This is a genomic window from Pararhizobium sp. A13 (assembly GCF_040126305.1).
Classification (GTDB): Bacteria; Pseudomonadota; Alphaproteobacteria; order Rhizobiales; family Rhizobiaceae; genus Pararhizobium.
On the sequence record NZ_CP149511.1, the window covers coordinates 311,093 to 335,645 of the forward strand.

Below are 24,553 nucleotides of genomic sequence, written 5' to 3' on the forward strand. Positions count from 1 at the left end.
TCAAGGATGGTTGGCGATGAAGCCTTCCACATTGTCCTTGGTGGTCAATGTGGCGTCCTGGAGCTGATCCGCCGGCACTGAGCCGCCCGAAACCAGCGCGATCGCGGCATCGACGGCCATGCGGCCCATGCCCTGCGTCTGTTGCGTCGCCGTCACGTCGAAGACACCCTTCTGCAGGGCTTCGAGTGCCGCCGTATCACCATCGAAGCCGGCAACCCAGACCTTGGACCCGGTATTGGCGACCTTGACGGCCTGTGCCGCGCCGAGCGCCAGACCATCGGCCTGCGCGAAGATGATCGATACACTCGGATTGGCCTGAAGTAGATCCTGCGTCAGCTTGAAGCCTTCATCCTGCGACCACATCTGGCTCCATTGTTCACCGACAATCTTGATATCGGGATAGGCAGCCAGTGCTTCGCCGCACCCCTTGGAGCGGTCGACTTCCGGCGTCGTGCCCTTCTGGCCATGGATGATCAGCATGTCGCCCTTGCCGCCAGCCTGTTTGGCAATATGGTCGCAGACTGCCTTGGCAGAGGCAACGCTGTCGGTGGCGATGAACGTATCACCCGGGGCGCCATCGGCGTTGCGGTCGACGTTGACCACCGGGATGCCTGCAGCCTTGGCAGCCTTGGTCGGCACGGACGCCGCGGTCGCGCCGGCCGGGATGTAGATCAGCGCGTCGATACCCTGGGTCAACAGGTCTTCAACCTGGCTGACCTGAGTGGCCGAATCGCCCTTGGCATCGACAGTGACGACCTCGATGCCCTTTTCCTTGGAGTAGGCTTCGACCGATTGCTTGATCTGGTTGAAGAAGTTGGCTTGAAGGTTGGCGACCGCCAGTCCGATCTTCTTGGCGTCCTTGGCTTCTGCCATGCCGGACATGGCAAGGAGCGGAATCAGGGCGGCGGTGGCCATCATGACGGTACGACGATTGAACATTGCATTCCTCCTCTTGTGCCGTGGTCGCCGCTGGGTCGCGGAATACGTCACGGTCTTGCTTGATGGATCTCCCCGATCCGTTTCCCGTCCGTGTCCGGACGGATCTCCTCACAATTCGGTCCGGTGGGCTGGAACGAACCTTTATTTCGCGCGGCGTTTCCACGCGTCCGTTGCAACGGCGAGCGCAATGACGACGCCAATGATGATCTGCTGGATGAACGGCGAAACGCCGAGCAGGTTGAGGCCGTTGCGCAGCACACCGATGATCAGTACGCCCACCGCCGTCCCGCCGATCGAGCCGACGCCGCCCGAAAGGCTGGCACCACCAATGACGACGGCTGCGATCGTATCGAGTTCATAGCCGAGGCCGGAACTGGGCTGTACCGAGTCGAGCCGGGCCGCCAGAACGACTCCTGCAAGACCCGCCAGAAGGCCGCACACAGCGTAGACCCAGTTGGTCAGCCGGCGCACCGGAATGCCCGACAGGCGGGCCACTTCCGGGCTACCGCCGATCGCATAAAGGTTGCGGCCGGTGGCGCGGTATTTCAGGAAAATGCCGGTCGCGACGGTCAGAAGAACCATCAGCGCCACGGTCAGCGACACGAAACCGAAGTGGCGGACGATCGACAGGCTGGTGAACCAGTCCGGAAAGCCCACGATCTGCGATCCGTCAGTGATGATGTTGGCAAGGCCACGCGCCACGGACATCATCGCCAGCGTCGCGATGAAGGGCGGCAGGCCCATCGCGGTGATCATCAGGCCGGACCCGAGACCGCAGAGCGCCGCCACCGCCAGCCCGGCAAGGATACCGACCGGGAGCGACAGGTTCATATAGTCCGGATGGCCGACATAGCCCATCACCATCATCGCGATCGCAAGGATGGAGCCGACCGACAGGTCTATGCCGCCGATCAGGATCACCAGCGTCATGCCGATCGCCATGATGCCGATCACGGTGATCTGGTCCATCACGTTGAGAAGATTGCGCACGGTCAGGAACGTATCGGTGGAAACTGACAGAACCAGGCACAAGAGAACGAGGCCGACCAGCGGGCCGCGGCTTCCGGCAAACAGGAAGGCCGCGGCCGAGCGGCGTATGTCGCCAACAGACGTGGCCGTCGCAGCTTTGGCTTCTGACATATGGGAATTCATCGGCTGGCATCCTCATGCGTCGCCGGGCGGTGGATGCGATCTGCATCTCTCCGATAAAACGTCACATCATCCTCCCGAGTGAACAATTTATCTTTTGTATATATAATTGTTCAGCTAATATCGAGGTGGCAGAATTGTCAAGAGCAGAATGCAAACATTGAAGTCGATCCGTGCAATGCGGCCGGAATGAGTTTCGCGTTGAAAATTCAAACTTGCCTTTTGCCGGGCGCCGATGCCTGCTTTATGGATAGCCGTACAGTAGGGGCGCCGTTTGGCGTCGGCAGGGCGATAGGGCAGGGACAAGCGCTTTCATGAGCAGCGACAATGAGACCAGCGGTCGGGAAGGCGGCAGCCGCTACGCCGATAGCGAGCTGAAAGCGCGCGCGGCATGGCATTATTATATCGAGGGCCTGACGCAGGAACGTATTTCCGAAGAACTCGGTATCGGCCGTATCAAGGTTCACCGCATCCTTTCGGCCGCTCGCGACGAAGGTATCGTCCAGTTCCGCATCCGCGACAGCGTCGTCGAATGTGTTGTTCTCGAACAGAAGCTGAAGGAACGGTTCGGGCTGAAGGATGTGGTAGTGACGCCGGCGCCTGCCGAAAGCCGCAATGCGCCGATGATGATCGGCCATGCGGCGGCGACCTACCTCGCCGATCATATTAATCCCGACGACGTCGTCGCGCTCGGTTGGGGCCGGACGCTGAAATTTGCCATCGACCAACTGCCGCGCCGCAGCCTGAACCGCACGACCGTCGTCTCGCTGCTGGGTGGGCTCACCCGTGCGCAGCCGATGAACCCGACCGAATGCGCCTGGGAACTGGCCGAAAAGATTGGCGCCGAATGCTACCTTCTGCCGGTGCCCGCCTATGCCGATCGGCCCGACCAGCAGGTGATGTTCATGAGCCAGCGTAGTGTTCAGGATTCGATCTTTAGGGCAAAGCGCGCCAACATCGCCGTCGTCAGCGTCGGCTCGCTGTCGCCGGAAAGCCCCATCGCCAATTACGGATTCATCAAGGCGAGCGAACTCGAGGAGCTTGAGGCAGCTGGCGCCGTCGGCGATCTGCTCTGCCAGTTTCTCGATGCGGATGGGCAGGTGATCGATCATGACGTCAACCGCCGCGCCTGCGCCTTTCCGGTCCAGGAACTGCGCGACGTTCCAAACGTCATTCTGGTCTCCGGCGGACGGGAAAAGGCTGCTAGCATCCTGGCCGTCCTGCGCGGGGTGACGGTTTCAGCCCTGATCACCGACGAAGAGGCTGCCAAGGCGCTGCTGGCGTCCTGATCCGCTGATCAATTGCTCAGCAGGCGCCGGTGCAACTCGCGTGTCGCCGGGTAGATATCGCCGAAGATCGCCACCTTCTTCTTGTAGAAATCTCCAAGCTCCGCCACCGGATAGATGGTTTCCGTTGCTTTCACCCGCATCGCAAGGCCAGCTTCCGTGGCAGATTCGAACCACCCGGCTCCCGTTGCTGCCAGCATACCGCCACCGAGCGCAGCGGCCTCATTGACAGGGGAGACTGAAAGCGGACGGTCCAGCACGGTTGCCATGATGTCGAGTAGCAGCCGGCAGTTCGTGCCACCGCCCGCGGTCATGAAACCGGTCGCCCGAACACCACAACTCTCCTCCATCGCCGCCGTGGCAATGGCCTGTTCGAAGGCGATGCCTTCAAGTGTGGCGCGGAAAATATGGGCCGGTTTATGGTGGAGGGCCGCACCGATGATGACGCCGCGTGCCGTCTCGTCCCAATAGGGGTTCATGACGCCCGCCCAGTAGGGCAAGACCATCATACCTTCGGCACCAGGCGCCAAGGTCTTTGCTAGCACTTCAAGCTCTGCTGCCGAACCGGCATTGAGGGTCCGCACGGTCCAGTCCGCAAGCTGCATGCCGGAGCGCAGCACAGTTTCCAGCATGAAGCTGGACGGGATAGGCGCCGTTAGTGTCCGGTAGGCGTCGCTGGTCACGTAGCGATTGGAAAACATGCCGCTGACCACGCCGGATCCCAGCGAAAGATAGGCTTTCCCGGACTCTGTGACGCCCATGCCGAGGCCGGCGGCCTGCCCGTCGCCGGCACCTGCGAAGATCGGCAATCCTTCTGGAAGTCCGGTTGATCGGGCAATTTCGGACGTCAGCGTCCCACACAATTCGCCCGGCGCCACCAGCCGGGGCAGTTGCTTTTCCGTGAGCCCGGCCGCTTTCACCAGATCCGTATGCCAATCCCCCGTCGCCGGCGAAAAGATGCCGAGCGGATCGGCGGACGCGGTGCTGGTCACCAGTTCGCCGGTCAGCCGATGGACGAGGAAGGCATGCACATCGACAATCGCATCGGCCGACCGCAGCAAGTGGGCGCGATGTTCGTTCAGCCAGGCGAGCGCATAGAGTGCGGGCGTCGGATCTGGCGGCTTGCCGCTCCATTCCCGGATTGCATCTCGCCCAAGCTCTTGAGAAAGCCGGGCAACCTGCGGCCGGGCTCGTTCGTCCAACCAAAGGATTGCGGGGATCAGCGGCTTTCCCGCCGCATCGATGAGCGTGAAGCTTTCGCGCTGGTGGGCGATCGAAAGGCCGGCGAAACGAGAGGGGGCGACGATCCGCGTGATCGCAGACAGGGCATCGAGAAGGGCTGTCCACCAATGCTCGGCATCCTGCTCGAAATGGCCGGGTGCCGGGCTCGAAAGCGGATAGGTGGCGCGCGTCTGAGCGACCTCCGTGCCGTCGCGGCGCATGGCGATGGCCTTGATGGCTGTGGTCGAGGCGTCGATGCCTAGGACGAGATCGCGCATGGTGGCTCAGGCTACGGCGGGCGAGACGAACTGGCCATCGGCCTGGTCGAGCCGCTTGCGGATCTGCGTGATCACCATGCTGTCATCCGGCACACAATTCTCGTAGGTCAGGAATTCGCCGGTCTTGACGGGCCGGATCACCTTGGCTTTTTCGGCAAGACCAAGCGGAATGGCTCCCTTGCGGCGGGCATCCTCCCAAGTCATCGCATAGCCACGATAATCGTTCTCCCCGATCATGCCAAGCGATTGACCGGCGCCCAGATCGGTCTTGGCGACGGCCACGGCTTCGGCGACCGGATGATCGAGGGGCTCCAGATCCGCTTGTCTGAACAGCACGGCGCGCGCCGCCGAAAGCGGTACTTCCAGACTTGTGAGATGGTAGGGCCGGAAGATTGTGAAATAGGGACCCTTGCCGACCTTAAGGTCGATCATGCGCTCCTGAACGCGCGGGTGTTTGGTCTCGATGACGCAGAAGACACCCGGCGCGACACCCTTGCCGATGGAATAGTCCACTACGCCCTTGCGGTTGAGAATGCCGCCGTCGGCCTTAGGGCAAAGCACGTCGGCCAGTTCTTCCAGCGTCGCGATCGGGCCGTGCATGCCGGGAACGTCGGGCACAAGTCCGGTCGCATTGGCGATCGCCACCATCTCGATGGCGGTCTTGGAGCCATCGACGAACTCGACCAGCATGCGCGCGTTCATGTTTCGCGCAGCGGCTTCTTCCTGATAGTCGGCCGGAATGGCATCGATCTTCAGCGGATTGTTCTTGCCCTTGCCGGCGGCGATAATGTCGAAGCCGAGGCTGCGGGCAAAGCCGATGATCTCGATCGTGCAGGCAGGCTCGTCGCCGGCAGCGCCCGTATAGACGACGCCGGCTTTGCGGGCCTCCTGCTTCAGGAAGCGGCCGATGGTGATGTCCGCCTCAACATTCAGCATGACGATATGCTTGCCATTCTTCATCACTTCGAGCGCAAACAGCGTGCCGATATTGGGGTTGCCTGTCGCGTCGATAATCACGTCAACGCGCCCTGCGGCAGCCAACGCATGCAGATCCTCGGTCACGGCGATCTTGCCGGCGTCGATCGCCCGGTCGATATCGGAGGCGCCGGAGGCAAGCACGATATCGCCGCGATCATGGCCGGCAAGCAATGCCGCATCGATTGCTGCCTGCGGCCGAACCTCAGAGATGGCACCGATCCGCATGCCCGGCATCAGCGAGACCTGGACGACAATATCCGTGCCCATCTGCCCGGCACCCGCGAGCCCGATCGTCACCGGACCGCTTTTCTCCTGGTAACGGAGAAGCTCCGCGGCCAATTGCGGATGAGACATGATGGTGATCCTCCAAAAACTTCTGCCCGTTTCCTGGGCGCAACGATGAACATTTATATTTTTCAAAATAAAAAAGTTCAATCGGTATTTTGGGAATTTGTAGCGTCGATAAATTTGGTTGCGATGCGATCCCGAGTTCGAACGCAAGTCTATGCGCTCCACGACAAGTGGTCGCAAACAGGCAGCAACGGAAAGGAAGGGCGCGATCCAAATAGGCGCGGTCGTGGAGAGATGCGCCGACAAGGCGCTAAGGGTTGGGCCGACGATGAGCCCTAACCCAATTGCAGCGCTGATCATACCGATGGCCTGCTTGCGGGTAGCCGGCGTACCGCGATCGACGGTACAGGCCGAAGCCACGGCGATGTTATCCCATCCAGGATGCGTGCGAGGAAAACGAGCGGGGATCGGCCCGGCCAACGGATGGAGTCTCACATGTCCCACGATGGCCAAATGCCGGATGACGCCGGAACGGTATCGCAGGAAGTGGGATCTGCCCGACGACTATCCCATGATCGCACCAGCCTATGCTGCCAAGCCTCGGAACTGGCAAGGGCAGCCGGGCTTGGTCAAACTCCAAAGAAGCGTCGGTCTTGAGCTCCCGGTCATGCGATGAATTCCTCTCGCCGCAACACTCAGAAGGCTGACAAAGCCAAGACCTCCACGCCTGCCAACTGCCGCTATGGCCGACGAATGGCTGCGCCTTGGAGCCACCAGGCGCCTGTTTGCTCTAGCGAAGGCGACCAGCATTTCCTATCGAATCACGGAGACCGCATGCCAGCGTCACTGCGTCGTCGAGGTGGAAGATCAGCGGGGTTCCCGATGCAAGTACTTCTTTTGGAACCTGAGGTCCGTGAAAATCGATGGGAAAGCGATTTTCAACGCTATTCGCTTTTCTGACCTTCGCCTAGCTGTCACATTCGCCGCTTTACGCCCGTGAGAGATTCCAAAGGTCGATAGATTGTCAGAACCGTCCCCGCTTGTTTCACTGTATGAAGGTGTCGACTCCCCGAAAGGATGGCGGGTCGTCGGCGGCGCGCATGCGCTGACCGCCGTGACCTTCGGATCGGCCTACGCGTTCTCCGCAGTCTTCTCCGGGCTTTCTGCTGAATTTGGTGCGTCACGCGGCGAGATCGCGCTCGTTTTCTCCATCTCGGCCTTCGTATTCTATTCATTGGGCGCGGTGGCAGGCCCTCTTGCCGATCGATGGTCGACGCGCAGACTGATCGTGACAGGGCTGGTCGCGATGATCGTCGGCTATGTCGGGGCCAGCCGGGCACACTCACTCACGTCACTCTACGCTTTGTATGGCGCCGGTGTAGGGCTCGGGATCGGTCTGTCCTACGTCCCGGTGCTTGGGGCGGTACAATCCTGGTTTCTCCTCAAGCGCAGTCGCGCGTCGGGCATCGCGACGGCAGGTCTCGGTCTCGGCACGCTCATACTGCCGTTCGCAGTCGGCCGGCTTGTCCCCGATCTCGGTTGGCGTGGCAGCTTCATCGCCCTGGCGTGCATCATCGCAGCCATCGGACTTCCTGCTGCGATCTTTATCCGGAAGCGACAGGACATTGAGACTGTTTCAGGCACGCGGTCCATCGACTATCCAAGTCCCATCACCGCATGGCGCAATGGCCAGTTCCGCTTGTTCTACGCCATGCTCATCCTGGCATCGTTCTGCACCTTCATTCCCTACGTTCATATCGTCCCTGCGGCACGTGACATGGGCCTGTCGCTCGAAAGCGGAACTGTGCTGATCGGTCTTATTGGGATCGGAAACATCTTCGGCCGCTTCGTGCTCGCCGGCCTCGGCGACCGGATTGGCTCCTTGCGGCTGCTTGCGATCCTGACCTTTGCCGTCGCCGGCACTTTCGTTCTATGGGCGGCAGCCAACGGTATCGTCATGCTGGCGCTGTTTGCGATCCTGTTTGGCATGAGTTATGGCGGCTGTGTCGGGCTTTATCCCGCCGTTGCGGCTGATCTTTTTGGCACCCGATATATCGGGGCGATGCTCGGCTATCTCTACACGGCGGTGGGCGTGGCGGCTTTGCTGGGGCCAACCGTCACGGGATTCATCTTCGACAGGACCGGAAGCTATCTCGGTCCCGTCCTGTTCAGCACGGCCGCCGCTGTCGCGGCCGGATTCCTAACGCTTCGGTTGCGGCACAAATAGCGAGCTGTCCACGCTGACGCTGCGTCGGTAACCGATAGTTCGCAGGTGCTTTCCCGCACCGCGCCGCGTCCGTAGCGATAGAGGGGCTGCAGGAGGCACTGCGGCAACGAAGGGCTACTCCTGGTGAAATCGCTCACGAGGCCGAGCGCGGTGGCGTTGGGACCGTGATCCGGCCGTATATCGAAGCGCTGACCGCCAATGGCTAGAGAAATCAGAAACATCGGCGCCTCGGTGCGCGCCCGCCTATTGCAACTCGCCAAGGCGAGCGGGCAAAGCTTCGATTTGATTCTGACGCGTTTCGCACTTGAACGGTTGTTGTTTCGACTCAACCAGTCGCGTGGCTGTTTGTAGCTGACGGCAGCCCGAGGCGTGTTTCGAAGCTCAGTGACAGCTTGGACCTTGTTGACATGTACGCCAATTGAGCGTACATGATGGAAGAGGTTAACTATGCGCCGAAGGAGCCGTCTATGCGTGCTTTCCACGATGCTACTGCCACAGTCGATGAGCCCAATGATGCTCGGATGAATTTTCGCACGAAGGCGCACATCAAGAAGACCATTCAAAGGGCAGCTGCGTTGGCCGGCGTCGATGACACATCGTTCGCCATGACCGCCGCCTACCAGTCGGCAATGGAGACGATTGCCGCACATGAACGCACGCGCCTTGCTGCGGTCGATCATGAAGCGTTTTTTGAGGCTCTCGACAATCCACCAACACCGAGCGCTCGATTGAAGGATGCGTTCAAGCGGCACCGTGAAACCGTCGTTTCCAAGTAATGTCGCAGGCCGAAATTCCGAAAATCACGATAGAGCCGCTTGATCCAGCCAAGCATGATCGGGCGGCTTTTTCATGCGGCGTTGAACAGGTAGACAACTTTTTCAAGAAGACCGCGAACAAGCTCTCAAAGGCCGACAATCTACGCGTTTTCGTTATGACTCACGAAGATGGGCGTGTCATCGGTTTCTATGCACTGAACACCCATTCGATCGACTATTCGGAACGGCCCGAAAGGTTCGCGCGCAATAGGCTGGGACACGGCTCTATCCCCGCAGTTTACATCTCGATGATCGGACGGGACGAGAAGTTCAGGGGAGGCGGATACGGTGGCGACCTTCTTATCGATTGTTTGACCCGGGTCGCGCGTGTGGCCGAAGATGTCGGGGTGGCGGTCGTGGTCCTTGATGTCCTTGATTGTGGCAATCCGGAACGTACAAAAAAACGGCGCGCGCTCTATCTCGAATACGGGTTTATACCTTTCCTCTCGAACGACATGCGCCTTTTCCTTCCAATCGCGACCATTCGGACGTTGATTGCGGACGAGTAAATGATCTCGGATGTCGAAACAAACACCTGACAAGCGATCCACGACCTTGCGGTGGCCGATCTTGCAGTCGCCGCTCCCTCGGCCGACGTACAATGTCCAAATTGGAAGCGAACAGGAGGGTCCACGTTAGCAAAGCCGGAAATCTGACAACTGTCAGGCTATCCCATTCGCTTTGCGGGTTTGCAGGAGTAACAAGTGTATAAATCGCATGTGGTTTGCCACGGTTGCCGTATTAATTCTTAGTTTTCCTGCCTCTGCCCAATCGTTCTCATGTCCCATCGGAAAGCAGCCGAGTGGGGCAACACACTGCGGAGGCTGATCGGTATCAATGGCTTATTGGCTTTTGGCCAACGCGTTCCCTTCGAAAGCCCTCAGTTCGTCATACAATGCTTCGACTGCGGCGACAGCGAGATCGGCTGATGCGGCGTAGCCTTGCGAAGCGATGGCAGTCTCGCTCCTGGCATTCGACCAGTGCCATAGTCCCTTGAACTGTGGTCGCGGCTCCAGGAATATCCGTCCGATGAGGATCTCGCCGTCGAAGCCGACGAAATCATTTTCCGGAGAGAGCTCCAGCGGCCGCCATTGATAATGCGGTAGCGAAATTTCCGATGATGTCACAGGGTCTGTCTTCCGCTGATGGGGTGCGCTCTTCTAAGTCTTAACGTCCGCTGGGCTTGCTCCGTGCAAACCGGCGCGTTTAGTCGCTCGCGGGCTTCTTCGCATCCGGAAGCTTCGTGGTGCCGGCCTTGCCTGGCGCAGGCGCAGGGGCAGCGGGTTGCTTCTGCTCTTCAGCTTCAGTCTTTGGGCGAAACTTAATCATCTCAATAATCCTTTGGCCGCGCTTCAGGAAACTGACAGCGCGCGTCGTCACGCGTGAATTGGTGGCCGTAAATGGAAGATCAGTCGAACAAATTCTCTAGCAATATGCCTCGTGAAGCGCCAGATAGGCGCCAACTATCAAGGACGACGCCAATGTCCACTTGGTGGGGAAAAGCACTTAGTGAAAGTGATAAATGGAATCGAAGAACGATTTCATCGCGGGCCTCCCGTGATAATCGGATAGCCGCGTTTCTATAACATACTAAACTTGGTCGATGTTTAAATATTTGGCTACACGGGGATTATCATTGCCGCGAGCTGCCGAATGATTGCTAGCACTCAGAGGTAGAGAGTGCTACTGTTCTTCCATGGGAGGGGCCATTGGGCTGCGATCCCATTAAGGAACCCAAAATGGCTGATACCAATTTTCGTCCGCTGCACGACCGCGTTGTCGTGCGCCGTATCGAGGCTGAAGCAAAGACCAAGGGCGGCATCATCATTCCGGACACCGCCAAGGAAAAGCCGCAGGAAGGCGAAATCGTCGCCGTCGGCACCGGCACCCGTGACGACAAGGGCGCTCTCATCGCTCTCGACGTCAAGGCTGGCGACCGCGTCCTGTTCGGCAAGTGGTCGGGCACCGAAGTCAAGCTCAACGGCGAAGACCTTCTGATCATGAAGGAAGCCGACATCATGGGCGTTATCGGCTGATCCTGGCCGGTTCCCTTCTCTTCAATTCCATAAAACCAATTGGGCATCAGCCCGGGAGTTTTTAAAATGGCAGCCAAAGAAATCAAGTTCGGCCGCACCGCGCGCGAAAAGATGCTGCGCGGCGTCGACATCCTCGCTGACGCCGTCAAGATAACGCTCGGTCCGAAAGGCCGTAACGTCATCATCGACAAGTCGTTCGGCGCACCACGCATCACCAAGGATGGTGTGACTGTCGCCAAGGAAATCGAGATCGAAGACAAGTTCGAAAACATGGGCGCCCAGATGGTCCGCGAAGTTGCTTCGAAGACCAACGACATCGCCGGCGACGGCACGACGACTGCAACGGTTCTGGCACAGGCCATCGTTCGCGAAGGCACCAAGGCCGTTGCCGCCGGCATGAACCCGATGGACCTGAAGCGCGGTATCGATCTTGCGGTGACGGAAGTGGTCAAGGGCCTTGTCGCCAAGGCCAAGAAGATCAGCACTTCAGAAGAAGTGGCCCAGGTCGGCACGATCTCTGCCAACGGCGAAAAGGAAATCGGCCAGTACATCGCTGACGCGATGCAGAAGGTCGGCAATGAAGGCGTCATCACGGTTGAAGAAGCCAAGACCGCCGACACCGAACTCGAAGTCGTCGAAGGCATGCAGTTCGACCGCGGCTATCTGAGCCCTTACTTCGTCACCAACCCGGAAAAGATGGTTGCCGAACTGGACGACGCTTACATCCTTCTCCATGAGAAGAAGCTCTCCAACCTGCAGGCCATGCTTCCGGTTCTCGAAGCTGTCGTTCAGACCGGCAAGCCGCTCCTCATCATCTCGGAAGACGTCGAAGGCGAAGCGCTTGCGACCCTCGTCGTCAACAAGCTGCGTGGCGGCCTGAAGATTGCTGCCGTCAAGGCTCCGGGCTTCGGCGATCGCCGCAAGGCCATGCTGGAAGACATCTCCATCCTGACCGGTGGCCAGGTCATCTCCGAAGACATCGGCATCAAGCTCGAAAACGTCACGCTCGAAATGCTCGGTCGCGTCAAAAAGGTGACGATCACCAAAGAGAACACCATCCTGGTCGATGGCGCTGGCAAGAAGGCCGAGATTGACGGCCGCGTTGCCCAGATCAAGGGTCAGATCGAAGAAACCACCTCCGACTACGACAAGGAAAAGCTGCAGGAGCGCCTGGCCAAGCTTTCGGGTGGCGTTGCCGTCATTCGCGTCGGCGGTGCGACTGAAATCGAAGTGAAGGAAAAGAAGGACCGTATCGACGACGCGCTGAATGCGACACGCGCTGCGGTCGAAGAGGGTATCGTTCCTGGTGGTGGTACGGCCCTGCTGCGTGCTTCGATCGTCCTCGACATCAAGGGCGCAAACGACGACCAGACCGCCGGCATCAACATCGTCCGCAAGGCGCTGCAGTCGCTGGTTCGCCAGATCGCTGAAAACGCCGGCGACGAAGGTTCGATCGTTGTTGGCAAGATCCTCGAAAGCGGCACCGACAACTACGGCTACAACGCCCAGACCGGCGAATATGGCGACATGATCGCCATGGGTATCGTCGATCCGGTCAAGGTTGTCCGCACGGCTCTGCAGAACGCAGCTTCGGTTGCCGGTCTGCTCGTCACGACCGAAGCCATGATCGCCGAACTTCCGAAGAAGGAATCTGCTGGCGGCGGCATGCCTGACATGGGCGGCATGATGTAACGCGTTTTCATTTCGAAACCACAGTCGTCATTCGACGCGAAGAGGGATTCGGTCAACCAGATCCTTCCTCGCGACGCGTCGGCGATACTGCCGGACTGAATCTCTATTCTGGATGTACCGTTGAACGCGGGAAGGCTCGTCGCGCCCCCGGTGTTGCCGCGCCTGTGCCTAAGATCCTCGTTGCCTGGAGCGGAAAATCAACGGTTGGCGGGGTCGCGTAACAGCAAGTTTGAGGACTGCGTGGGACCGTGATTATGTACAGCTCGGGATGGCCCGAGCTGCGTACTCTTTGGCTGCTCAGCGGAAGGTGGCCATAATCTCCCACGGATCATAATCGAGGACGCTTTCTCCTTCCAGAAGCTCGTCTTCCCTCCCGAGTTCATCGAGATGGAGAAGACGAGCGAGCTCTGGGTCAACAGGGAGATCAGCTGAGCCCGAGAATGCCACGCCGCTGCGAGGCAGTTTGATTCAGTTTTGGGCCAAGTCAAAGTTCAGGCGATGGTCGTCGCTCAACATCTACACATGTCAATCTATGCGCCAATCAGTCGGCGCGTGCAAAAAGCTGGCGGTCACGGACGCGAACCGGGTCGGTCCAGTCACGCTCGAACCAGGCCGTGCCTCCTGCATGGGGCGGAAATTTCAGTTCTAACGGATGCCCGGCTCCCTCTTCCTCGTCTTCAGAGGCGACGCGGAACCGGTAATGGTCGTACATCCGAAGCGCCTCGATCATGTAGCTGGTAGCCACAGTGCGATCGCGGACGCGCACGAGGTTTTCGCCGTTTTCAAGATCGGCGGGTTCTGAAAAGTTGTAAGAGCCGAGATAGACCCGTGCCGTTGGCTTGTCGAAATCCAGCACGATGAACTTGTGGTGCATTCTCGTCCCGCGTCCATTCCCGTCTTCGCCGGAAAGCCCGGAGGGCTCAGTCGAGAATGGTGGCGGGACATCGCCTGTGAGCGCGGCGGAACGCACGACCCGCCGGCGCTTGTCGGGGCTGAGCACGGCCAGTCCCAAGTTGCCGGCCTGAACTCGCGCATCGGCGATGCCCATGACATGCATCCCTTCGCGTTCGATGGCGCGTCCCAGCGCAGGACCGATTGGCCCCCTGGTTGTTTGGCCGAGGAAGGCGAGTGAGAAAAATACACTGGACTGCGCGGTATCGATGTCGGCGCCAATCTCGTTCAATCTGCCATTGGCCTCGCTATGCGGAGAAAAGGCGACCTTGGCATCAATGCCCGGAACGCCGAGGTCGAGCCAACCAGCCGAGCTGGTGGAGGCGATGAAATCAGCGGCCCGCTTTGCGGAAAAGTAGCTATCGAAGGCTGCGAAGTAGTCGTCGACCGCGGTGGTGCTATGGACAGCGAGGCTGTTGTTCGACTGGACATAGAGGCCTCGCCAGCTGTGGTTCGTCGAACCGTAGAGGACCGTGGCGATACCTTCGCCACGAATGGCGATCGACTTCTGGTGCTGCAGATTTGCCATGTGCTGACGTTTCACGTTGTCCGCGCCGGCAGAGGCGATCAGACGCTCGGCTGCACGTGTCTCCGGCGAGTTCGGCCGCCCGTGGCCATCGGTTCGTTTGCTGTCGTCAATGATGATCTTGAGCCTTGGGCCGAGCGCCTCCAGCCGTTCGACCACTTCCGGCAGATTGAGGTCGTAAGCGATGACGCGGACCTCGGCGCCTACATCGCGTGCGCGCTCGAGGAGCGAGAGTGTCTCGGCTCGCGCTTCGAATCCCATCCAGGCGAGGGCGCGCTCTGCTTCAGCATGCGTGGGAACAAAGTCCAGACCTTGGTCACCGTCAGGCGGTACGAGCGAAATCAACGGTCCTCCGGCGGCGAAATTGCGGATGAATGCCTGCGATGAGACATAGCCACGCGTAAAGGCAACGTTGAGCTTGCCGGGAATGGTCTCCCGCATCAGAGCGAGCTTTGCCTCCTGTGGCTCGCCCGGCTCAAGCTCTCGGTCTTCAGACATGAGCATCGGTATGACCCGATAGGTGAAGTCGCCCGGGAGGTCGGCATTGAAGGGAAAGTGGACCCAGCGGAACTTCTGGATTGGAGCTTCGGTGGTGCGGATGCCCTCGTCGGGGACTTCCTGACCAGGAAAGCCGATCCGGTTTCGCACATTCTTAAATACCGTTTCCCCTGGTTCAAGATACTGGATCGCAAATCCGACGAAGTTGGCAGGGGGTCGGCTGTCCTTCCAGTCCATGCCCAAAAGAACCATGCCATCGCCGCGATGGATGGTCAGCGAAAACGGCGACGCCGCATTCTTGCCAGTAACCCGAAAGCTCGTATCCACGCTCCGCCTCCCGCTCGTGTTCGGCGGAAATCTAGCACGGTTGTGCGACAATATAGAGATGCCCGATAAGGTTTAGTACAGAGAAGCACAGGGATCGAGTCCGGTATAAGAGAAACCCACCATCCCCTAGCTTTCGGACGGCCATTTATGTACTGTCTGGGCTAGCTAGTGCCCGTCCATAAACCGCTGTTTTTCTCGTTTTTACAGCAACTTGCGGCTCAATGGGCGGCGCCTTTGAAGCCGTGTGGTCGGCATGATGGGTGCAAATCGCGGCGGATGGGATTTCTGGCGGAAATGCGCGCATTGCCAGCTGCCAGCTGCCGGCACTCGCCGGTGCGTCTCACGTGGCGGCATGGGATGTCAGGTCGCGCTGAGGCGCGTGAAGAGTGCGAGATTGTAAGCCACCATGAGGACCAGACGTAAGTCTTGAAGTGGTCAAGCCCGCGCCAGGTACAGCGGGCCAGGCCGTAGGCGCGCTTCAGGCATGAGATGCCGGCCTCGATGCCGGCGCGGAAGTTGCGGAGTTTGCGATAGACCCAGCGGCTCTTGACCATGTCTTCGATCTTGAGCCGCTCTTTTTGTGGAAGGCCATGTCGCGCACGCCCCAGGCCTTGGCTGCGCTCAGATTTTCGCGGCTTGCATAGCCGCCGTCGGCCGCCGCCTGACGCGGCTGCCATCGTCATTCCGCCGCGCGCCAACGCGGTCGAACCAACCAACGGCAGACCCCTCGGCCAAAGGGACCGGCATATCACAGCAATCGGCAGAGACGGCCGGATGAAATGGCAGGTCTCTAACGGCTACGGCAAACGCTCGCTGGTCGAGACCGCCGTCGGGCGATACAAGTCTATCATCGGTCGCCGTCTGCGGGCCAGGTCGCTACCGAAGTCGCCATCGGTTGCGCCGTCCTCAACCGCATGCTTGCCTGCTCACACCCGAAATCCGTCCGCCGAAAGGCAGCTACGGCATGATCAGCGGGTTCAAAAAATCCCCGTCCGTTCAATTCCAGATCCGTGCACCAACGCCCCAGCCTCGTATTCTCGCCGAGCCGAAGAGGCCGGGCTATTCATTGCCCTGCGGTCGATTGCAACAAGCTATCCCGTTCTTCCGAAATAGATACACATTGTGTATCTCGATGTGCTAGAATGGCTGCGGAAGGAAAAAACTATGCCAACAAAATCCGCCTCAGAAATCAGTACCCACCCCGTCAACTTGAGGGTACGTGACGACGTGCGCGTTCTGATCGACCGCGCCGCCAAAGCGCATGGCAAAACGCGCTCGGACTTCATGATCGACGCGGCTCGCCGCGCTGCCGAAGACGCTCTGCTTGATCAGACGCTCGTTCAGGTCGATCCCGAGAGCTATAAGCATTATCTGGCCGTCCTTGACCAGCCGCCCAGCGGTGAGGGTTTTGAGCGGCTTATGAGCGTGCCAAAACCCTGGCAGGCATAATGCTTTCCGCCCCAACGCTTCTGGGCGAAGCGCATGAACTCGACCTGTTCGATAGTGGCCATGACAGCCTCGATGAATGGCTGTGCCGCCGTGCCCGAAGCAATCAGATCAGCGGCGCATCCCGGACCTACGTCGTTTGCGAAGGCGCAAGAGTGATCGGATATTATTGTCTGTCCTCCGGCGCGCTCGCCGTGGCGGATGCACCGGGCGCTATCAAACGCAACATGCCAGACCCGATTCCGATGGCTGTGCTCGGAAGGCTGGCGATCGATCGAAGCTGGCAGGGCAAGGGCCTTGGCGCCGCCTTGTTGCAAGATGCCGTGATGCGGGTGGGGCAAGCCGCGCACATCATGGGCATTCGCGGGCTTCTTGTTCATGCGATTTCTGACGAAGCCAAGTCGTTCTATGAGCACTACGGTTTCGCTGCGTCGCCAACAAATCCGATGACACTGATCATGTCGCTCAAGCTTTCGTAAAAAACAGACTGAGGTGCCTTTGTTCCAGTCCTTGGTCCAGCAGGCCGATGAGCTTGAGGAGTACACGATATTGGGCGTTGGCGCATGGATCGTTCAGCGGTCTGAGTTAAGCGGGAGGCTCCCGCAAGCGTTGTAGTGCCGCCATGCCTTTCAAACACAATGCCAGCCGTCGTCATCATATTGAGAAGACGAAGTTCAGGGTGACGAACTGGCCGGAGTATGAAGCAGGACTTCGTCGGCGTGACAGCCTGACCTTGTGGGCTGACACCGGAGGCCCCGTCCCAATGGTATGCTCCAAGACGCAAGACCCGCGGCGGCCAGCACCGTTATTCAGATCTGGCAATCGAGACCACCTTGACGCTGGGCCTGGTGTTTGGCTTGCGGCTTCGCCAGGCAGAAGGCTCGTTGGAATCGGTGCTGCAATTGATGGGCTTAGCGCTTGCTGTCCCCGATCACACCACCTGAGCCGTCAGGCGCGGACATGGCAATCGCCCAACGAACGGCGTGATCACCAGGGTCTGGCAACCGGACCGGTGCATGTTCTGGTAACAGCACTGGTCTTCAGGATTACGGCGCGGACCAGTGGCTGGAGGAGAAGCATGGCGCCAGATCCCGTCGAGGCTGGCGAAAGCCGCATCTGGCACTGGATGCCGGTAGCGGCAACATCATTGCCCATACCCTGACCGATCAGGACACTGGCGATGTCTCTCAAGTCTAGCCGGCGAACACATCGGCAAGACTGTGCAGTCCCTTTCGCCTCTCCTCGAGCTAGCGGAAGCGCGATCTGGCCGTCGGTCAGAACAACCGGCACTTTGGATACGCCGGCCAGCGATAGTCTCAAGCCCCGGGCGGCGGGTCCTGGCCGGCGAGGCGGTGCCGGCCGGCGACAAGCTGGTTAGCTTGTTCGAGCCGCATGCCGACATCATCATCAAGGGCAGCTGCACCGGCCAAAAACGGCCGGAAAGTGGGACGGCGGCTTTGTTAGATCATTGATTTTTATGAAGCTGGGTTTTCGTCCCACATGGGGTTAAGCGGCTGATTTTCTTCGAATTCGGCAGGCCCTCCGGGGCCACTAATTCGATCTTCGTCGTCGGACGTTGTTTTTTCCTCGGTTTGTCTCACCGCAAAGGCGGCTCGATGAAAGTGGGAGCCCGCCAATTTTAACCCAATCCCCTCAGAAGCGTCGGGATCAGCTCCGACACCGTTGGATGGATCGGAACCGACCACTGGAGATCGGTGTAGCGAGTCCCGGCGCTCATGGCATCGATGACCCCGTGAATCGCTTCGTCGCCTTCTATCCCGAGAATCGCGGCCCCGAGGATTTCCTTGGTGTCGGCGTCGGCTATCATTTTCATGAAGCCCTTCGTTTCGTCGCGTTCCTTTGCCCGTCCAACCCGGGCCATGGGCCGCCTGGAGACAAGGATCCTGCGGCCTGAGGAGGCTGCCTGCCTTTCGGTCATTCCGGCTCGACCAAGCGGCGGATCGATGTAGAGGGCATATGCCGGAATCCGGCTCGACACCTTGCGGTCTTCGCCGTCGAGAAGGTTGGCGGCAACGATCTCGAAATCATTGTAGGAGGTGTGCGTAAAGGCTCCGCGCCCGTTGCAGTCGCCAAGCGCCCAGATGCCCGGGACGTTGGTTGCTAGCTTGTCGTCGACCACGATGTAGCCACGGGGATTTACCGCGACACCGGCGACGTCGAGGCCAAGCTCGTCAGTGTTCGGCTTGCGACCGGTTGCAACAAGAACGTGACTGGCATCGATGTCGGCGCCGCACAAGGATATCCGTATCCCGTCACCTCCTCGAGCAAAGGCGATGCGTGCTGCCCCGGTGCGGACGTCAATGTCCTCCGCCTCAAGGATTTCCTGAATGGCTTCGGAAATGTCCACATCCTCGCGCGATGCGATGTGGGCTCCGCGCTCGACCACGGTGACCTCCGAGCCGAACCGCCGATACATCTGTGCGAATTCCAGGCCGATGTAGCTTCCGCCGATGACCGCGAGGTGCCGTGGTAGGGTGTCGAGGTCCAGGATCGAAGTGCTGGTAAGGTAGTCGATGTCTTCGATTCCAGGCAGATCGGGGATGACAGGGCGAGCCCCAACGTTGAGGAATATCCGCGGGGCGGTGAGGATCTCGCCGTTGACGCCGACCCTGTCGGCTGCCTCGAACCGAGCGTGGCCATAGATTGTGGCGACGCCATCCATATTGCCGAGCCAGTCCGCCAGTCCGTTCCGGGCGTCCATGGTTATCTCGTGCGCGCGGCGTCGAACGACTTGCATGTCGACTGCGACGTCGCCCGCAATCTTCACGCCAAGCTCGCCGCCGCGCCGGCTGACATATGCCGCGCGGGCGCTGGCGACCAGCGTCTTGGTGGGCATGCAACCGGCATTGACGCAGGTTCCGCCGAGGAACTTTCGTTCGATAAGCGCAACCTTCATGCCACGTTCGGCCATCCGCGCTGCGAGGAATGGGCCGGCCTGGCCAGCACCGATGAAAATCGCATCGAACCGTCGCATCAGACTGCTCCGAAACAATCCAGTCAACGAGAATTGAGCAAGCATTTCACCCCAGACCGCGACCAAGCATACCACATTGACCTATCCAAGCGCACCGCCCATGCGTTCGACGCCGCGGGCGCTGCGCCTGCCCAGTCGAATGGCCTAAATTGCCGGATATATGACATTTGAGACGTACAGGCTTTATCCTAATATGTGGGTACTGAGTTCAACCTGATGGAGATTGTTATGACTGAGAACTCGAACGGTACCGCACTGATTACCGGGGCTTCCTCTGGCATCGGCGCGATCTATGCCGATCGCCTGGCGCGCCGGGGCTATGACCTGATCCTCGTGGCCCGCAATAAGGCGCGTCTCAATGCGCTGGCTGAGCACCTCACCGATGAGACGGGCCGCGCGGTCGAGGTGGTCGCGGCGGACCTTGGCAACAAGGATGATCTCGGCCGCGTTGAGACGGTGCTTCGGACCGACGCCAGCATCACCACGCTGGTCAACAATGCCGGCGTCGGCGCGACCGCCCCGCTGCTGGCGTCTGATGTCGACAAGATGGAAGAGATGATCGCGCTGAACGTCAGCGCGCTGACGCGGCTGACCTATGCTGCGGTGCCCGGCTTCGTGAAGCGTGGCGCCGGCTCGATCATCAACATCAGTTCGATCGTCGGTATCGCGCCAGAAGTGCTGAACGGCGTGTACGGCGGAAGCAAGGCATTCGTGCTGGCCTTCACCTTGTCGCTTCAGAAGGAGCTTGCTGACAAGAATATCCGCGTCCAGGCCGTTCTTCCGGGGGCTACGGCGACCGATTTCTGGGCCATCGCCGGTACGCCCCTGGAGCATGTGCCGAGCGAGATCGTCATGTCCGCCGAGGACATGGTGGATGCCGCATTTGCCGGCTTCGATCTCGGCGAGCGGATTACCATTCCGTCGCTTCCGGACGCAGGCGACTGGGAGGCTTACGAAGCGGCGCGGCAGAAGCTCATGCCGAGCCTTTCCCTCAGCGCGCCTGCCGCCCGATATCGAGCTGGGGGAGAATGATCATGTCGAGACCCTATTCGCTGATTGGCAAGCGCAATCGTCTTGCCGCCTCCGCATTGGCTGGAGCGATAGCAATCTTTCTTCCCGCGGTCGTGGCTTATGCCGAAACGAGCTCCCCTGTGCGGAGCGGCGTCGAGGTTGCGCAGGCTTCCGTAAACGGTGCGTCCGAAGCCCAGCCGGCTGTCGACGAAACCATCCGTCCATTCCAGTTCCGTGCAACCGATGAGGCCCTTGCCGACCTGCGGCGGCGCATCGCCGCAACCAAGTGGCCCGAGCAGGAGCTGGTGAACGATGCAACCCAAGGCGTGCAGCTCGCGACCATGCAGAAGCTCGCACACTATTGGTCGACGGATTACGACTGGCGCAAAGCCGAAGAAAGGCTCAACGCCTTGCCGCAGTTCGTGACCAACATCGACGGGGTCGACATCCATTTCATTCACGTGCGTTCGAAACACAAGAACGCGATGCCGTTGATCGCCACACACGGGTGGCCCGGTTCGATCATAGAGCAACTGAAGATCATCGATCCGCTGACGAACCCCACGGCACACGGTGGGAGCGAAGCGGATGCTTTCGACATCGTCATTCCCTCGTTGCCCGGGCATGGATTTTCGGGGAAACCCACCGAGCTCGGCTGGGATCCAGTCCGGACCGCACGCGCCTGGACGGTGCTGATGAAGCGTCTGGGTTATACGAAATTTGTCGCACAGGGTGGCGATTGGGGGGATGCAGTCACAGAGCAGATGGCGGTTCAGGCACCGCCGGAGCTGCTCGGCATTCACACCAACATGCCGGCGACTGTGCCGGACGGGATCCACAAGATCCTGGAGGCTGGCGGCCCGGCGCCGTCCGATCTCACGCCCGAAGAGCGTCGCGCGTATGATCAGCTCGACTTCCTTTACAAGAACGGGCTCGCCTACGCTCAGGAGATGAGCAAACGCCCGCAGACGCTGTACGGAATTGAAGATTCGCCGATCGGCCTGGCTGGCTGGATGCTCGACCACGATGCACTGAGCTATGCCCTTATCGCGCGCGTATTCGATGGCCAGCCTGAGGGCCTTACACGCGATGACGTGCTCGACAACATTACTCTGTACTGGCTGACAAATACGGCGGTATCCTCGGCTCGCCTGTATTGGGAAAACAAACTCGCCTTCTTTGCTCCGAAGGGTGTTTTGATACCGGTTGCCGTAAGCGCGTTTCCGGACGAGCTCTACCAGGCACCGCGATCCTGGGCAGAGAAAGCGTTTCCCAAGCTCATTCACTACAACCGGCTCGACAAAGGCGGGCACTTTGCAGCCTGGGAACAGCCGGAAACCTTCACCCAGGAGCTTAGAGCCTCGTTCAGGTCGCTGCGTCAGTCGATGTGAGAAAGAAGGGGTGCGCTCAGCGCGCCGCCTCGCCAACAACAAGGAGAAAGCTATGACCAGTGCAACCAACACCGCGAAAGTGCAAACGGTCGACATGAAGCTTGAGGTCGTCGTTATCCCTGTCTCGGACGTCGATCGCGCCAAGCGTTTTTATGACGGCCTGGGTTGGAGGCTCGACGCCGACTTCGCCGTCGGTGAGACGTTTCGGGTCGTGCAGTTTACGCCGCCAGGCTCGCCGAGCTCGATCCACTTCGGCACGGGGCTGACGTCGGCCGCGCCCGGCTCGGCAAGCGGGCTCTATCTTGTCGTGTCGGAAATCGAGGCCGCGCGCGCCGAACTTATCGGTCGCGGCGCCGACGTGAGCGAGATCATCCACCGCGCCGGTCCTGGACAGCCGCCGGTCAGCGGTCGGGATCCGGAGCGGCGCAGCTACCGCTCCTACGCCTCGTTCAGCGATCCGGACGGCAACGGCTGGCTACTCCAGGAAGTAACCGAGCGATTGCCTGGACGCGTGGATGCGGACATCACGACCTTTACCTCGTCGACCGAGCTCGCGGCGGCGCTCCGGCGTGCGGCCGCCGCGCATGGCGAACACGAGAAGCGAACGGGCGGCAAGCATGATGAGAATTGGCCGGACTGGTATGCCGACTACATTGTAAAGGAGCAGGCCGGCAAGCCGCTGCCGTCGTAAGCCTCGGCGATGATGTCTACGGGCACGCGACCCACCGAAAGGCGATTGCGTGCCGGTCCGCTTCTTCTCACTTGCGTGCCGGCCCCGCGGCGCGTCTACGATGACGACGAGGCCGATGGCATGCGGTTTCCGACGAGGCGCCGCGCCGCTTTGTGGGGCACGGACGATAGCGCCATGTGGGACAGGGGGCTTATTGCGACGGCGCAAATGTGATATATGCAGCAATTTCAGACAAAAGGTGTGCGTCATGCACAAAATCGGCTACGTCGTCTTTCCAGGATTTCAACTCTTGGGTTTTGCAGCGGTAACTGCCTTCGAGATCGCCAACATTCAGCTTGGAGGGTCGGCTTACGAGATAACGCTGCTTTCCGAAAGCGGCGGTGAGATCAAGTCGTCCGCTGGTTTTGGGGTCATCACGAAAGCCTTCGGCGGTACGACTTACGACACGGTGATGTTCGGAGCCGGCACAGCGATCGAGCCAATGACACCAGGACTGATCGAATTCGCGCGTCATTCCCTGCAAACCTCGCGGAGGCTGGCCGCACCCTGTACCGGCGCCTTCATCCTTGCGGAATCCGGACTGCTGGACGGGCGCCGTGCGACGACGCACTGGTTTTTTGCACGCCAACTCCGGGAGCGCTTCCCGGCCGTCAGGGTCGAGGAGGATCGCATCTTCATCGTCGACGGCACCGTGTGGACGTCGGCAGGGATGACGGCGAGCATCGACCTGGCTCTCGCGATGGTCGAGAAGGACCACGGCCAAGACGTTGCGCGCTCGGTCGCACGCAAGCTCGTGGTTTACCACCGCAGGGCCGGCGGCCAATCGCAGTTTTCGGCGCTGCTGGAACTGGACCCGAAGTCGGACCGGATCCAGAAATCGGTCAACTACGCCAAGGCTAACCTGCGTAGCGTTCTATCAGTGGAGGAGCTGGCGGATGCGGCGGGTTTGAGTGCGCGTCAGTTCAGCCGGGCCTTCCGCGCCGAGACGGGGCAGTCGCCCGCCAAGGCGGTGGAGAACCTGCGCGTGGAGGCGGCGCGGCTGATGATGGAACAAGGCCGCCACTCCATGGACGTGATCGCGGAGGAAACCGGATTTGCCGATAGTGATCGCATGCGCCGGGCTTTTCTCCGGACGCTCGGACAGCCGCCCCAGACGATCCGGCGCAACGCGCGCGAAAGCGCAATGGCACCATGAATCCGGAGAGCGTGGGGTATCTTGTGGCGCGATAGAGCTGGTGCGGCGCTACGCGCACGGTGCGAAATCTGGACTGATGACGGCTGCGCCGATCGGCCGTTTGGCGCTGGCGTCTTAGTTGCATAGCGAGACAGAAGCGGTTCTCGAGGGGTAAGAACTCGCATTGATACGGACGATCTCAAGAGCGCCATGCCACTCCTTGAGGAGCGTCTTGGCCATAGCCTGGCAGGGTATGATCCAGACGGCCCGCTGCCGATTTGCCGATTTCAGACCAACTGCGCAGCCGTGCCGAGTTGCTGACCGAACTGGCTCGCCGGGAGAAGCTGACGATCCGCGCGCTGGCGCTGCGCGTCGCTGCCGGCCGGGGCCACCATATCGTGCTCGGTACGCCGGTCGAAATCGCTGACCGCATGCAGCAATGGTTCGAGAATGGCGCCGCCGACGGCTTCAATGTCATGCCGCCCTTCTTCCCCGGCGGGCTCGAGGACTTCATCGGCGATGTTGTGCCGTTGCTCCAGGCGCGCGGTCTGTTTCGTAAGGATTATGACGGGCCGACGCTGCGCGATCACTTGGGCCTGAAGCGGCCGGCAACAGGATAAATGTCATGGAT

General features: G+C 60.2%; 19 protein-coding genes and 7 pseudogenes. 18 read left to right on the forward strand and 8 right to left on the reverse strand.

Annotation, left to right across the window (positions count from 1 at the left end; translation table 11 throughout):
- Both WI754_RS23005 and WI754_RS23010 read right to left on the reverse strand, forming a co-directional pair.
- Positions 1 to 939 (reverse strand): sugar ABC transporter substrate-binding protein, encoded by a 939-nt coding sequence (locus WI754_RS23005; protein ID WP_341487612.1) that lies wholly within the window; start codon positions 937 to 939, stop codon positions 1 to 3.
- Positions 940 to 1,080: 141 nt separating this feature from the next.
- Entirely contained in the window at positions 1,081 to 2,079 is a 999-nt protein-coding gene (locus WI754_RS23010; RefSeq protein WP_341487613.1) for an ABC transporter permease, read from the reverse strand.
- A gap of 323 nt (positions 2,080 to 2,402) precedes the next feature.
- Here WI754_RS23010 and WI754_RS23015 point away from each other — a divergent pair, with 323 nt between their 5' ends.
- Positions 2,403 to 3,377, forward strand: a complete 975-nt coding sequence (locus WI754_RS23015; RefSeq protein ID WP_341487614.1) for a sugar-binding transcriptional regulator — start codon at positions 2,403 to 2,405, stop codon at positions 3,375 to 3,377.
- A gap of 8 nt (positions 3,378 to 3,385) precedes the next feature.
- Here WI754_RS23015 and WI754_RS23020 read toward each other — a convergent pair whose 3' ends face one another.
- Positions 3,386 to 4,873 carry an FGGY family carbohydrate kinase gene (locus tag WI754_RS23020; RefSeq protein WP_341487615.1) on the reverse strand — a complete coding sequence of 496 codons (1,488 nt, stop codon included), beginning with the start codon at positions 4,871 to 4,873 and terminating at the stop codon, positions 3,386 to 3,388.
- A gap of 6 nt (positions 4,874 to 4,879) precedes the next feature.
- The gene (locus WI754_RS23025) at positions 4,880 to 6,205 is read right to left on the reverse strand and encodes a homoserine dehydrogenase (protein WP_341487616.1); all 1,326 of its coding nucleotides are present in this window, start codon (positions 6,203 to 6,205) and stop codon (positions 4,880 to 4,882) included.
- Positions 6,206 to 6,647: 442 nt separating this feature from the next.
- On the opposite strand from WI754_RS23025, the pseudogene WI754_RS23030 reads away from it, so the two are divergent.
- The 6 genes and pseudogenes from WI754_RS23030 to WI754_RS23055 form a co-directional block, all read left to right on the forward strand.
- A pseudogene (locus tag WI754_RS23030) lies at positions 6,648 to 6,799 on the forward strand (MucR family transcriptional regulator); the annotation flags it as partial.
- 364 nt (positions 6,800 to 7,163) lie between these two features.
- Positions 7,164 to 8,369: an MFS transporter gene (locus WI754_RS23035; protein WP_341487617.1), complete on the forward strand. Its 1,206-nt coding sequence runs from the start codon at positions 7,164 to 7,166 to the stop codon at positions 8,367 to 8,369.
- 68 nt (positions 8,370 to 8,437) lie between these two features.
- Positions 8,438 to 8,575 (forward strand): annotated as a pseudogene (locus WI754_RS23040) (transcriptional regulator); the annotation flags it as partial.
- Positions 8,568 to 8,705 (forward strand): annotated as a pseudogene (locus tag WI754_RS23045) (nucleotidyl transferase AbiEii/AbiGii toxin family protein); the annotation flags it as partial. The pseudogenes WI754_RS23040 and WI754_RS23045, both read left to right, overlap by 8 nt.
- A 131-nt stretch (positions 8,706 to 8,836) precedes the next feature.
- Positions 8,837 to 9,145, forward strand: a complete 309-nt coding sequence (locus WI754_RS23050) for a DUF1778 domain-containing protein (RefSeq protein ID WP_341487618.1) — start codon at positions 8,837 to 8,839, stop codon at positions 9,143 to 9,145.
- A complete protein-coding gene (locus WI754_RS23055) occupies positions 9,145 to 9,693 on the forward strand; it encodes a GNAT family N-acetyltransferase (protein ID WP_341487619.1) in 549 nt (182 codons plus the stop codon). The genes WI754_RS23050 and WI754_RS23055 overlap by 1 nt, the downstream gene beginning before the upstream one ends.
- A 333-nt stretch (positions 9,694 to 10,026) precedes the next feature.
- On the opposite strand, the gene WI754_RS23060 is transcribed toward WI754_RS23055, so the two are convergent.
- Positions 10,027 to 10,311 (reverse strand): hypothetical protein, encoded by a 285-nt coding sequence (locus WI754_RS23060; protein WP_341487620.1) that lies wholly within the window; start codon positions 10,309 to 10,311, stop codon positions 10,027 to 10,029.
- A gap of 612 nt (positions 10,312 to 10,923) precedes the next feature.
- On the opposite strand from WI754_RS23060, the gene groES reads away from it, so the two are divergent.
- A complete protein-coding gene (groES, locus tag WI754_RS23065; RefSeq protein ID WP_341487622.1) occupies positions 10,924 to 11,220 on the forward strand; it encodes a co-chaperone GroES in 297 nt (98 codons plus the stop codon).
- A 66-nt stretch (positions 11,221 to 11,286) separates the two neighbouring features.
- Positions 11,287 to 12,912: a chaperonin GroEL gene (gene groL, locus WI754_RS23070; protein WP_341487623.1), complete on the forward strand. Its 1,626-nt coding sequence runs from the start codon at positions 11,287 to 11,289 to the stop codon at positions 12,910 to 12,912.
- 541 nt (positions 12,913 to 13,453) lie between these two features.
- On the opposite strand, the gene WI754_RS23075 is transcribed toward groL, so the two are convergent.
- Together WI754_RS23075 and WI754_RS23080 are read right to left on the reverse strand one after the other, a co-directional pair.
- Positions 13,454 to 15,214 (reverse strand): phospholipase D-like domain-containing protein, encoded by a 1,761-nt coding sequence (locus tag WI754_RS23075; protein WP_341487624.1) that lies wholly within the window; start codon positions 15,212 to 15,214, stop codon positions 13,454 to 13,456.
- A 360-nt stretch (positions 15,215 to 15,574) separates the two neighbouring features.
- Positions 15,575 to 15,884, reverse strand: a pseudogene (locus WI754_RS23080) (transposase); the annotation flags it as partial.
- On the opposite strand from WI754_RS23080, the pseudogene WI754_RS23085 reads away from it, so the two are divergent.
- The 4 genes and pseudogenes from WI754_RS23085 to WI754_RS23100 form a co-directional block, all read left to right on the forward strand.
- Positions 15,881 to 16,182 (forward strand): annotated as a pseudogene (locus WI754_RS23085) (IS5/IS1182 family transposase); the annotation flags it as partial. The pseudogenes WI754_RS23080 and WI754_RS23085 sit on opposite strands and share 4 nt — an antisense overlap.
- 196 nt (positions 16,183 to 16,378) lie before the next feature.
- Positions 16,379 to 16,663: a DUF1778 domain-containing protein gene (locus tag WI754_RS23090; RefSeq protein ID WP_341487625.1), complete on the forward strand. Its 285-nt coding sequence runs from the start codon at positions 16,379 to 16,381 to the stop codon at positions 16,661 to 16,663.
- Positions 16,663 to 17,139: a GNAT family N-acetyltransferase gene (locus WI754_RS23095; RefSeq protein ID WP_341487626.1), complete on the forward strand. Its 477-nt coding sequence runs from the start codon at positions 16,663 to 16,665 to the stop codon at positions 17,137 to 17,139. The genes WI754_RS23090 and WI754_RS23095 overlap by 1 nt, the downstream gene beginning before the upstream one ends.
- Positions 17,140 to 17,282: 143 nt before the next feature.
- A pseudogene (locus WI754_RS23100) lies at positions 17,283 to 17,854 on the forward strand (IS5 family transposase); the annotation flags it as partial.
- 445 nt (positions 17,855 to 18,299) lie between these two features.
- On the opposite strand, the gene WI754_RS23105 reads toward WI754_RS23100, so the two are convergent.
- Positions 18,300 to 19,655 carry an FAD-containing oxidoreductase gene (locus WI754_RS23105; protein WP_341487627.1) on the reverse strand — a complete coding sequence of 452 codons (1,356 nt, stop codon included), beginning with the start codon at positions 19,653 to 19,655 and terminating at the stop codon, positions 18,300 to 18,302.
- 228 nt (positions 19,656 to 19,883) lie between these two features.
- Between WI754_RS23105 and WI754_RS23110 the strand changes: the two genes are divergently transcribed.
- The 5 genes and pseudogenes from WI754_RS23110 to WI754_RS23130 form a co-directional block, all read left to right on the forward strand.
- A complete protein-coding gene (locus WI754_RS23110) occupies positions 19,884 to 20,687 on the forward strand; it encodes an SDR family oxidoreductase (protein ID WP_341487628.1) in 804 nt (267 codons plus the stop codon).
- Between the two features lie 2 nt (positions 20,688 to 20,689).
- Positions 20,690 to 22,057 carry an epoxide hydrolase family protein gene (locus WI754_RS23115; protein WP_341487629.1) on the forward strand — a complete coding sequence of 456 codons (1,368 nt, stop codon included), beginning with the start codon at positions 20,690 to 20,692 and terminating at the stop codon, positions 22,055 to 22,057.
- Positions 22,058 to 22,109: 52 nt separating this feature from the next.
- Positions 22,110 to 22,748: a VOC family protein gene (locus WI754_RS23120; RefSeq protein WP_341487630.1), complete on the forward strand. Its 639-nt coding sequence runs from the start codon at positions 22,110 to 22,112 to the stop codon at positions 22,746 to 22,748.
- 247 nt (positions 22,749 to 22,995) lie between these two features.
- Positions 22,996 to 23,943 (forward strand): GlxA family transcriptional regulator, encoded by a 948-nt coding sequence (locus WI754_RS23125; protein ID WP_341487631.1) that lies wholly within the window; start codon positions 22,996 to 22,998, stop codon positions 23,941 to 23,943.
- A gap of 174 nt (positions 23,944 to 24,117) precedes the next feature.
- Positions 24,118 to 24,542 (forward strand): annotated as a pseudogene (locus WI754_RS23130) (nitrilotriacetate monooxygenase); the annotation flags it as partial.
- Between the last annotated feature and the right edge of the window lie 11 nt (positions 24,543 to 24,553).